Source organism: Okeania sp., assembly GCF_983059655.1.
Genome location: NZ_CEZPJD010000229.1, coordinates 1 through 10,490, shown reverse-complemented (window position 1 = coordinate 10,490; position 10,490 = coordinate 1). Strand labels below are relative to the sequence as shown.

Here is a 10,490-nt window from a genome sequence, read left to right as displayed (position 1 = left end):
CTACTCCCTACTTTCAAGGAGATGTAGCAAGACTTTTGAGAAATGGTATAATTATAGAAAAAATGATATTTTTGTAACAAAAAAACTATTTAAATCCTAAGATTAAAAAAATTTAGCTATAATACTAATAAAATATTTGATAATTAACCAAGCGATCGCCATCCCTAAAACATTGAGCAATCCTAGCTAATAGTAACCATGACAAATAAAACCATAGATGTAACTGGACTTACTCCCGAACAAATAAAACAGATTCAGGAGGCGATCGAGACCTTCAGAAATATTAATAATTCTCAGAGCAAATTAACAGAAGAACAACAAATAGAATTCGATCCAACGCCGTTGTTTTTTGAAAGCGAAAAATTCAGTCTAGAAGAAATTTCACCTAAATTTAACAAACAAAAAGCAAGAGAAGCAATAGCTGGTTTGCGGGAAATTGGTAAAAATTTGTCTCCAATAGATGGAGTAGCGATCGCCCGTGAAAGTCGAGAAGAGTTAGAGCAAAGGTTTATTTTTTAGCTAATAATGAATAATGAATGTTGTTATTGATTCTAATTTACTAATAGTTCTTGTGAATAACGATCCTCGCAGTGAAATTGTTCGCCAACAATTTAGATAAATGGATCGTCCAAGAAGTTGAAATACACGCTCCTCGTCTAGCACTTTATGAAATATCTAATGCTCTAACCAGATTGATTTTGACATCCTCCCCGGCCTAAAGGCGCGGGGATTCCTACCGAGCCTTAGCTCTTCGGTGGGTTGACGTCTCACAGGCTGCTGCTACTTTTGCAGTAGTCTTACGCTTGCCTCCACGTCCGTTTTTTGTCTCGGACTGCCCGCCCGCGACTAATATATTTATCGCTGCATTCTCGTCTCGATCATGTTTTACACCACAGTTGAGACACTCCCATTCTCGCACCTTCAGGTCTAGCTTCCCACCTTTAAAGCCACAATTTGAGCAAACTTGGGATGTTGGCTCCCAACGACTAATTACTCTGAAATCACGACCATATTTTTCTGCTTTTCCTTCTAAAAATGTCCGGAATTGTCTCCAACCTAAATCAGATATTGCTCTGGATAATTTACGGTTTTTCACCATACCAGAAACGTTTAAATCTTCTAAAACAACTGTTTGGTTTTCACGAATTATTTCAGTAGATAATTTATGTAGAAAGTCTGTTCTTGTATCTTTCAGTTTGGCATGGAATTTAGCTACTCTAACCCTTGCTTTTTCATACCTTTTAGAGCCTTTAGTTTTATGAGATAATGACTTGCTTAACTTTCTTAATTTCTTAATTCGTTTCTTCAGTGGCTTAGGAGCATCAACCTGTGTACCATCGCTAAATGTAGCAAATGTTTTAATACCTAAATCTATACCTACTGAACTATCAGTTTTAGGTAAGACTTCTGGTTGTATTTCTACTACAAAACTCAAGAAATATCTATGAGCTGAATCTTTGATTACTGTTACTGATGATGGAGCAGTAGGTAACTCTCTTGACCATACAATTTTCAGTTTTCCAATTTTCGCTAAATAAACTTTGTGTTGACCAACTTTAAATCCTCCTTTTGTAAACCTAGCAGTCTGTTTTGATTTCCTGCTTTTGAATTTAGGAGGTTTGACAGGTTTACCTTTTCTCTGGCCTTTAGTCGATTTAAAAAAGTTTTGATAAGCCTGATTTAAATCATTTAAAGATTGCTGCAATGGTATAGCAGAAACTTCTGATAGCCATTCTCTGTCTTCAGTCTTTTTCGATTGAGTGATAAACTGTTTTTGTAGCTCGGAGTTAGTGGGTTTATTCTCTCCTAATTGATACTTTTCTTGACAACAAGCTAGGCTATCATTCCAAACCACACGGACACAACCAAATAGCTTTGCTAATCGGTATTTTTGTCCCGGTTTTGGATATATGCGATACTTAAATCTAGCTTTCATAATTCCTATTTAAACTAATAGTATTATAACATATTTATAGAAATAAAATCAACTAAAAAGTCGCCCGCTTATGGGCGAGGCTTTAGACCCAAATTTTCGGTAAGTGGAATCTTTCCCAAAGAACAACTAGCACCTGCTTGGGATTTTTTGCATAATTTACCCATAGTCTACCATGATATTTCTCAGGAAATAAGAGTAGTAGAAATTGCCTGATCTTTGCGTCGTCAAAGTGCTTATGATGCTGCTTACATAGCTCTAGCAGAAGATTTAGAGGCTCCTCTTTGGACGTTAGATGGTCCTCTTTACCGCAATGCAGTTGAGTGTGGTTTTCCTGTATTTCTTTTAAATTGATCTAAATTAGCATAGGATTGTTAATTATTAATTATTAATTATTAATAATTTAATTTGCTTCTCCCGTTAAAGTAAAAGCTGCCCAATTTTTTACTTCTGGATATTTTTTTAGAGTAGTTAACATAGCTTGTCGTAGTGCTTTTGCTTTATTATCAGTAGTATTTAATTGATGATAAAAATCTACCATTAATAATTGGGTTGCATCATCTGGAACTTTCCATAAAGAGACAATAATACTAGGCGCTCCTGCTGCTAAAAAAGAACGAGATAATCCGATTACTCCATCTCCTGTAATTGCTCCACGGCCTGTATCGCAAGCACTTAAAACTACTAATTCTGCATTCAAATTTAGTTCTAAAATTTCATGATAAGTAAGGAAACCATCGTTATGTTTGTCGGGAGTAAGTGCTAATGCTCCAGGTATTCCTAATTCTCTAATATCTGTCAGTAAACCATGAGTTGCTATATGAATTACTCGTGAATTTTCCATTTGTTTTTTGACTAAGCTTTCTGTTGCTTGTTTACCAATTATTGCTTGAGTTTCTAGAAAATTCGCTATTTTTTTTGCTTCAATTTCGGCACCAAATAAAGGATCTAATGGTTGCTCATTTAGTTTAGGCATGGAGGGATTACCTACTACTAAATCACTCTGATTATTATTTCTGGGTAAGCCAACTATTAAATCGTTTTGTGGATTTGCTTTTTTATTTTTAGCGCGTTGTTTGTGGGTTAATTCTAATATTTGGATTGCTGGTGCAGTCAAAATAGTATGTTTTTCTATTAAGTATTTTTCTCCCTCGTCCATCAAGGCAACAAAGGGAACTAAAAATAGCTCTTTTTGAGGTATGAATATTACTGATTCTTCAGCATTAGTGGGGAGAATATCTGCGATGGGTTCAATTAATAATTTGTGTAGTTTTTTGAGTTGAATTTGTGGTTGGTATGGTTTTACTAAAAGCGCCCGACGAGTATCTATAACTAGGTCTCTTAAAGTTTTATTTTCTAGAACAGATTTCAACTCTATTTGACGAAATGCTATTTCACCAGTTGGTTGAATTACCCAAATATAAAGTTGTTCTTCAATGATGGAATATTCAACTATTGTGGCAGTTTGTTCGGCAGCTATTTGTTGAATTTCTTTGAAAGTTGGTGGCTCAATATTTGTTTGAGTAATAGCTTGTGAAGAGAGACGGTCAAATAATAGTTCTACAAATGCTCGGGCACGACCTCGTTCGGCAATTTCTAAGGCATTTTTGATTTTATTTTGTTTAACTAAAACTTTTTGTAATTGGTTATAAGTATCTATTTGAGTTTCAAATAATGATACTTTGAATAAATCTTTACCGCCTAATTTTTTTCTGATTGATTCTTGGACTCTTATTGCCGAACGTAAATTTTTTTCTGCTTGTTTTAAGTCTCCTTTTGCAAAATAAGTTCTACCTAAACTTTTGAAAGCTTCTGATTCTCCATAAATTTCTTGAATTTCTTGAGAGATGGTTAACTGTTCCTGAAAATAACTAATTGCTTTGTCATAATTTCCTAAAGCTAAATAATTTTGACCTAGTTGGTTAAAGGAGGCAGCTTTTGTATAAATATCGTTTGTATTAGTAACTATATCCTCAAAAAAATCTATTGCTTGATCATGTTTTCCGAAAACAGTATAAAGACCTCCAATATAGAATGCTTTTCTCCCCAGCGCAGCACTTTGCTTATAGTATTCAATGGCTTTTTTGTAATTTTTTTGAAAGTAGTAAATATCTCCGATTCCTTCTAAAGCACGAGCTTGAATATCTGTATCTTTAATTTCTTTTCCTCTGGCTAAATATTCCTTTTGATACTCAAGACTTTTATGATAAATTCCTAAATATAAGTAAGGCTTTGATATGTCATATAATCTGGCTGTCGCTGCATAATCATCATCAATTTCTTCAGCCAATTTCAAACTTTGCCGATAATAATCAATGGCATTAACATAATCATTTAACCAATAATAAGCCCATCCTACACTAGATAAAACTTGTACTAACCCAGATTTATCTCCGATTTCCTGATAAATTTTCAGAGATTTTTTAGCTGTTTCTAAACCTTTTTGATATTGATGAGCATTACTTACTAAATTATCTGCTTCTAACCTGAGTCTTTCAGCTTCTGCTTTCCGAGAATTTACCTGTCGTAGGCGATCGCTATCAATACACTCATCCCAAGAGCTGTCATAGCCTACATAATTTACACAATATTGATTATTTTTAATCTCTAAAATTTGAGCTAAATGCCATTGCTTTTGCCACAAAACTTCTACATATTCATTGACTGAATAATCTCTATTTGTTTGGGTAAATTCTGAATTATTTTGCTCTAGATTAGTATTAGTATTTCGACGATAACCTTCTAAGCGGAGTCTTTCTGCATAAATTTTTCTAGGGTCTGCAATACGAATCCGAACTCTATCTAAACATTCATTCCAAGAGCTGTCATGACCTACATAATTTATACAATATTGATTATTTTTAATCTCTAAAATCTTGGCTAAATACCATTCATTTTGCCATAAAACTTCTATATATTGATTTAGCCTTAGTCTTTCTTCTGTAGAATTTTGACTTTGAATAGGACGAAGGCGATCGCTACCTATACATTCATCCCAGGAATCATCATAAGTAGGATAAGTAATACAATATTGATTATTATTAATTTCTAAAATTTTGCCGAGATACCAGTCTCCTTCCCAAAGTACTTCCACATAATCCCCTACTTGATAATTTTGTGCTAGTAAAAAAGGCTGATTAACTGATAATTTTTCTGTTATTTCTATAGATTTGATATTGGGCTGATTATTTACTAAATTTTGTGGTGATTTTGATAGTACATTTTGCCAACTTTTAGCTAATGTAAATTTTTCAGATGCCCGAGCTTTGTCAGGAATAATCAAACTAGAAAATATTGATAATTTAACCAAGATTATGACTAATAATTTGCTAAAAATTTGATTATTTTGAATCATAATGGATATCTTTTATACCGATAAAAAACAATAACTAACTCTCTAAAATTCAACACTGAAAGAAAAATCAAAAAGCTGATAACTAAACTAAGTATTATAAATTCAGGACTTACGCAAAGGCACTATCTATAGAGTTTATATACTATTGTCCAATAGTTTTAACCACTATATATAGCGTATCTGCATAAGTCCTAAATTAATAAAAATATAGCAGTCGAAGCAAAGGAAGCAGACATATCAAAAGCTTATAGCGCTGTGCGCAGCTCATCTGCTCCGGAAAGCAACAGCTCCGGATCGGGGAATAAAAAGCTAATAGTATAAGACTTTTAGCTATTGGACACCTCCTGTAATTTGTAAATATGCCAGCGCACATTGCTATATAGCAGTTTTCACAAAGGTAGACTACAAAACTTCTGCCTTCTATCTTTAAGCCAACAATTTTTGTATTCTATAAAACATGAAAACTGCTATAAAACTCAGACAAAACAAGATTTTTTCTTCTTCCTTCTTCCTTCTGCTATAAAACTGAAAGAGGCTAAAACTAACTCCAAAGGAAATAATTATTCCCTTCAATTCTAGTTTTAACCTCTTTATTTAAAACTCAGTAATAGTACGATTAGCGTCTTATCCTCGCTAAACTCCAAAAAAGCTAGGTATAAGAAACTGGTGCAAGCAATTTTCAATAATTATTAATTATTAATTATTAATTATTAATTACCCAACACCTTCTTCATCCCATTAACTGAGGTTCCAAAAGTCGAGTTAAACGAGTTTTTTGGTAACTGGTCATAAAAGCATCTAATGTCCGTAGAAAATCTTCCCGTACCTGAAAATGATCCACTCGATTCACTATTTGGCCATTTTCAAATAAAATCAGGGTAGGTAAAGTTCTAAGTTGATATTTACTAGCAAGCTTTAAACTTTCATCAGCATTCACCTCCACCAGCTTTAAGTGGCCATTCCACTCAGACTGAAATTGAATTAATTGGGGGACAATCATTTTACACAGGCCACACCACGGTGCCCAAAAATTTACTAAAACGGGGCTAGAGGCATCTAACACCTCTTTTTTAAAAGTTTTTTCGTTAACTGACAAAAGCATGGCTTCTCTATCTGACATTAATTAAATTTTTTATATCCATGGGATCATGCTACCAGTCTACGCTCCCAGTTGCACGGATGAGTAGTGGATGAGCTTGCCAAAGTAAGAAAATAAAAACAGCTACTCCTAGATATGCCCATCGGAGAAACTCCTGTAACTGTAGAGTTTGACGTCCTTGAATAATAGCCACAAAAGGCATAACCGATGTGCGAAATTTTAACTTTTCAAAAGATTCACCAAAACGCTGTTGAAGTCGTCGATCCCCATGCCATACACCGAACAAATGATGGAGTATGAGGCCAAAAGAGGTAACAAGGGTAAAACTTGTCCCTAACCAAAGAGTATGGGCAATACACCAAATTACTTGGCCTACCATTTGCGGATGGCGGGTAATCCTAATAATCCCTGTTTCATAAATATGGACTTGGGGCTTTTGAATTGCAGCAATTTCTAAAAGATTGAATGTAGAGGGATAGAGAAAAATAAATGAAATTGCTGATAGTATCCAGACTATAGGCTTAACTATTGGGACACCTTGCAGCTGCCACAACTGTAACCCATCGTAACGGTGGTTGAAAAAGTAAATAATCAGAATTACTGCTAGTGGCAGACTTACTAGAGCAAATAAAATACGATAGGGTCTAGGGCCAATTTTTGTTTCGGCCCACGGTCGGAGGGCTGCTAAACCACTATGAGCGATCGCAAAACTTAGCAGTAACCCCAACATAATTAAATGGCTAGGGGTTAACCAATCATTAGACATGGGCACTATGGAAAATTGATAATAAAAGTTAACTTTTGGAGGAATCGTCCAGCAGTATGCTGAAGGGACTTCATTAATTGATAATGAATAATGAATAATGGATAATTACCTCTGGTTAAAACCGTTCTTGAATTGAATATCAGGAAATCTGAATTTCTTCTCTTGGTCGATGGTTGGCCAGCGCAGGTTCCCTCGGCATCCCACCCTAAGGGAAGCTAGGCTTTTTCCTAGGTAATGCTTCCCTATGGGATGCTACGCAAACGCAAACATGTAGGTGACAGCCGTTTCGCTCCGCGACATGAAAAGCGGAGCTTTGCGCTAGCAAAACGACCGCTTTTTTCTCCTTAAATAAGGAGAGGCTTTAAACCGAATGAGGATTAATTATCCATTATCAATTGGTAATGCCAACCCCTGAAATGGGGAAGGAAATGCGGTGAGTGTGGAATTTGATTTTCCCAATAAATTATTTAGGAATTTGGAAATCAAAGGTCTTCAACTCTCAACCTCTGTCTTCAGGACTTTTGTCCCTGATTCAGTTTAATCTAAAACAGAAAAACACTATAAATTCAAACTTGTTAAAACTTTTCCACTCTCTAGTACAGGATGGCGGAAATAACTGGTTACAAAATCCTCAAACAATTACAAATCAATATTTTTGACTTTTGACTTCTTTGTAGCGACACTAGTTGCTCTGGAAAGACTTACCCAGTCAAATCAAATACCATTAGGCAATTTGCCCATTGGTTAACTCTTTGGGCGTTAACTTCCTCAATTTCTTTTTCCTTTAACAATATGTCTGAGCTTCCTTTCACCCTAGACCAATTACGCATTCTCAAGGCGATCGCTGCTGAAGGTAGTTTTAAACGAGCTGCCGATAGTTTGTTTGTTTCTCAACCAGCAGTTAGTTTACAGGTGCAAAATTTAGAGCGACAGTTGAATGTACCTTTATTTGACCGGGGTGGCCGCCGGGCACAATTAACTGAAGCTGGTCATTTACTACTTACTTATGGTGAGAAAATATTATCTTTGTGTCAAGAAACTTGCCGAGCTATTGAGGATTTACAAAACCTTCAGGGCGGTACTTTAATAGTTGGTGCTTCTCAAACTACTGGTACTTATTTGCTGCCCCGAATGATTGGAATGTTTAGACAAAAATATCCTGATGTGGCCGTGCAGTTACACGTTCATTCTACTCGTCGTACTGCTTGGAGTGTGGCTAATGGACAAATAGATTTAGCTATTGTTGGGGGTGAAGTTCCTCCAGAGTTACAGGAGTCTTTGGAAGTTATACCTTATGCTGAGGATGAGTTGGCTTTAATTTTGCCTGTTTCTCATTCTTTGGCAGAAAAGGAAACTATTCAAAAAGATGATTTGTATCACTTAAATTTTATTACTCTAGACTCTCAATCTACTATTCGTAAGGTCATTGACCATGTATTATCCCGTAGTGGTATTGATACTCGCCGTCTGAAAGTGGAGATGGAATTAAATTCAATTGAGGCAATTAAGAATGCTGTTCAATCTGGTTTAGGAGTGGCTTTTGTTTCTGTTTCAGCTATTGAGAAAGAGTTACAAATTGGAGTTTTGACTACGGCTAAAATAGATCAGATAGTTGTGAATAGAATATTATCGGTTATTTATAATCCTAATCGCTACCGTTCTAAAGCTGCTGAGGCTTTTAGTAAAGAAATTTTACCTCTGTTTTCTAGTCTAAATTTTAATCCAGATAATATTAAACCTTTATCTAAAGAAATACAGCCTATAGAGATAATGACTAATAATGTTAGTGACACTTAAGTATAAACTCTTAATTAAGAGAGAATTGTTGCATCATTTATAAGTTATTAAGTAAGCATTCAGCAGTCAGCAGTCAGCAGTCAGCTATCAGCTTTATCACCTTTATAAGGAGAAAAAAGCAATTTTATCAAGGCTTCAGAGTACGAATTTCTGGTTGAGAATGTAGTAGAAGTTAAATGAATGCTTGCTTTATTCATTAGACATCTCCAATAATAAAAAATCAAATCAATTATCGCACAGCAATTATCAATTCTTTCCCTCTACTCCCTACTCCCTCTTTTCCAGAGAGGTCTATTAATAGCTGAATGTTTACATAAATATTAACTGGGCTCAGGTATATTTTCTGTTCGTTAGTATAAAATTTTTGTCATATTCTTTAGCTCAAATTGGTCAAATCTCAAAAATTTTGCTATATCAAATCCGCTTAGGCTCGGTATATAAAGAATGTTCCATTTGAGCGCCATTGCCAAATCTTTATTTATCAAAATAATTAGGTCTAATACCAAGCGTGAAAAAAGAATGCTATGAAAAGTGCCCCTCAATCAGATATGCTTAAAAATAGTGGTTTCCGTTCATTAAAGAATAGTTATTTCTATCGTTTTTACCTTTTTTTCAAAATTTTATCCTTCTTCCTTCTTTCTTACTTCTACTATTTGTAACAAACACTTATCACGCTTGGTATAATACCCCGCTTTTTAAGGCGAAATATTTTTGGAGCCTTGCTCAAATATCCGTTACAAAAATAACTTCTAACTTCTAACTTTTGACTTCTGACTTCGTTAACTCCTCAAACCAAACTATATATCGCATTCATACTTGAGAAATAGTACTAGGATATTTTTTTTACATAATTAATAACTTCTGGAAAAAAAATCAAGAAATCTGACTCAATTTCAGTATAATTTTTAATCAGCTCATTTCCCGCAGTAGCAAGATTATTTTCTCTCTTCAAACGTCGCGATAAACGGACAAAAGTTAAGTTAATCCCTGATAAATTTTTGTAGGAACTAAGCCAATTCTCGGATATGATTTTCGGTAAAATTTTTTGTAATCTCTCAGGTAAAATTTCCTGATTTTTCTGCAAAATAATATATATTTTTTGCACAAATATATCTAAGTTTTCATGAGCAAATAAATTCCAGTGATTAGCTAAAAAATGGTCGTAACAAATATCAATGATTATTCCTGCTAAACGTCTATGACTATTACTAATACGATTTTTACTTCTCAAATATATTGGATGAGTATCAGTAAAGCAATCAACTTGACGATGGGTTTTGATTCCTTGAATAATTTCATGGCTATAAATAGTTTCATATTGTTCTAGATACCCTTTGACAAAATCACCTAATAAATTTCCTATTTGTGATTCGGGAGTATTTTTAGCTAAAAATAAATGAGCTAGATAGTTCATAAGTAGATAAGTAGCTGTGCAAAATTAATTTAACATTTGGGAGTAGGAAGTAGGGCTTAACGAAGTTAGAAGTCAGAAGTTATAGCGCTGTGCGCAGGCAACAGGCAACAGGCAACAGGCAACAGG

8 protein-coding genes are annotated in these 10,490 nt (G+C 34.6%); 3 read left to right on the top strand and 5 right to left on the bottom strand.

Features of this window, described 5'->3' with window-relative positions; translation table 11 throughout:
- Positions 1 to 198 precede the first annotated feature (198 nt).
- Positions 199 to 519 (top strand): hypothetical protein, encoded by a 321-nt coding sequence (locus tag AC3DU7_RS14590; protein ID WP_488040054.1) that lies wholly within the window; start codon positions 199 to 201, stop codon positions 517 to 519.
- A gap of 214 nt (positions 520 to 733) precedes the next feature.
- Here AC3DU7_RS14590 and AC3DU7_RS14585 read toward each other — a convergent pair whose 3' ends face one another.
- Entirely contained in the window at positions 734 to 1,936 is a 1,203-nt protein-coding gene (locus AC3DU7_RS14585; protein ID WP_488040053.1) for an RNA-guided endonuclease InsQ/TnpB family protein, read from the bottom strand.
- Positions 1,937 to 2,152: 216 nt separating this feature from the next.
- Between AC3DU7_RS14585 and AC3DU7_RS14580 the strand changes: the two genes are divergently transcribed.
- Positions 2,153 to 2,287 (top strand): type II toxin-antitoxin system VapC family toxin, encoded by a 135-nt coding sequence (locus AC3DU7_RS14580; RefSeq protein ID WP_488040052.1) that lies wholly within the window; start codon positions 2,153 to 2,155, stop codon positions 2,285 to 2,287.
- 49 nt (positions 2,288 to 2,336) lie between these two features.
- On the opposite strand, the gene AC3DU7_RS14575 is transcribed toward AC3DU7_RS14580, so the two are convergent.
- The 3 genes from AC3DU7_RS14575 to AC3DU7_RS14565 all read right to left on the bottom strand — a co-directional run bounded on the left by AC3DU7_RS14575 (position 2,337) and on the right by AC3DU7_RS14565 (position 7,153).
- Positions 2,337 to 5,288, bottom strand: a complete 2,952-nt coding sequence (locus tag AC3DU7_RS14575; protein WP_488040051.1) for a CHAT domain-containing protein — start codon at positions 5,286 to 5,288, stop codon at positions 2,337 to 2,339.
- 730 nt (positions 5,289 to 6,018) lie between these two features.
- On the bottom strand, positions 6,019 to 6,390 hold the full coding sequence (locus tag AC3DU7_RS14570; RefSeq protein ID WP_488040055.1) for a thioredoxin family protein: 372 nt from the start codon (positions 6,388 to 6,390) through the stop codon (positions 6,019 to 6,021).
- Between the two features lie 49 nt (positions 6,391 to 6,439).
- Complete coding sequence (locus tag AC3DU7_RS14565; RefSeq protein WP_488040050.1) at positions 6,440 to 7,153, bottom strand: NnrU family protein; 714 nt, start codon at positions 7,151 to 7,153, stop codon at positions 6,440 to 6,442.
- Between the two features lie 792 nt (positions 7,154 to 7,945).
- On the opposite strand from AC3DU7_RS14565, the gene AC3DU7_RS14560 reads away from it, so the two are divergent.
- Positions 7,946 to 8,950, top strand: coding sequence for a LysR substrate-binding domain-containing protein (locus tag AC3DU7_RS14560; protein WP_488040049.1), 1,005 nt, complete (start codon positions 7,946 to 7,948; stop codon positions 8,948 to 8,950).
- A gap of 829 nt (positions 8,951 to 9,779) precedes the next feature.
- Here AC3DU7_RS14560 and AC3DU7_RS14555 read toward each other — a convergent pair.
- Positions 9,780 to 10,364, bottom strand: a complete 585-nt coding sequence (locus tag AC3DU7_RS14555; protein WP_488040048.1) for an acyl carrier protein phosphodiesterase — start codon at positions 10,362 to 10,364, stop codon at positions 9,780 to 9,782.
- Positions 10,365 to 10,490: the final 126 nt, after the last annotated feature.

What these genes read in the sequence shown, in the direction of transcription:
- AC3DU7_RS14560 (WP_488040049.1), top strand. Translation starts at nt 7,946, where the DNA reads ATGTCTGAGCTTCCTTTCACCCTAGACCAATTACGCATTCTCAAGGCG.
- AC3DU7_RS14570 (WP_488040055.1), bottom strand. Translation starts at nt 6,390, where the DNA reads ATGCTTTTGTCAGTTAACGAAAAAACTTTTAAAAAAGAGGTGTTAGAT.
- AC3DU7_RS14565 (WP_488040050.1), bottom strand. Translation starts at nt 7,153, where the DNA reads ATGTCTAATGATTGGTTAACCCCTAGCCATTTAATTATGTTGGGGTTA.
- AC3DU7_RS14585 (WP_488040053.1), bottom strand. Translation starts at nt 1,936, where the DNA reads ATGAAAGCTAGATTTAAGTATCGCATATATCCAAAACCGGGACAAAAA.
- AC3DU7_RS14555 (WP_488040048.1), bottom strand. Translation starts at nt 10,364, where the DNA reads ATGAACTATCTAGCTCATTTATTTTTAGCTAAAAATACTCCCGAATCA.
- AC3DU7_RS14590 (WP_488040054.1), top strand. Translation starts at nt 199, where the DNA reads ATGACAAATAAAACCATAGATGTAACTGGACTTACTCCCGAACAAATA.
- AC3DU7_RS14575 (WP_488040051.1), bottom strand. Translation starts at nt 5,288, where the DNA reads ATGATTCAAAATAATCAAATTTTTAGCAAATTATTAGTCATAATCTTG.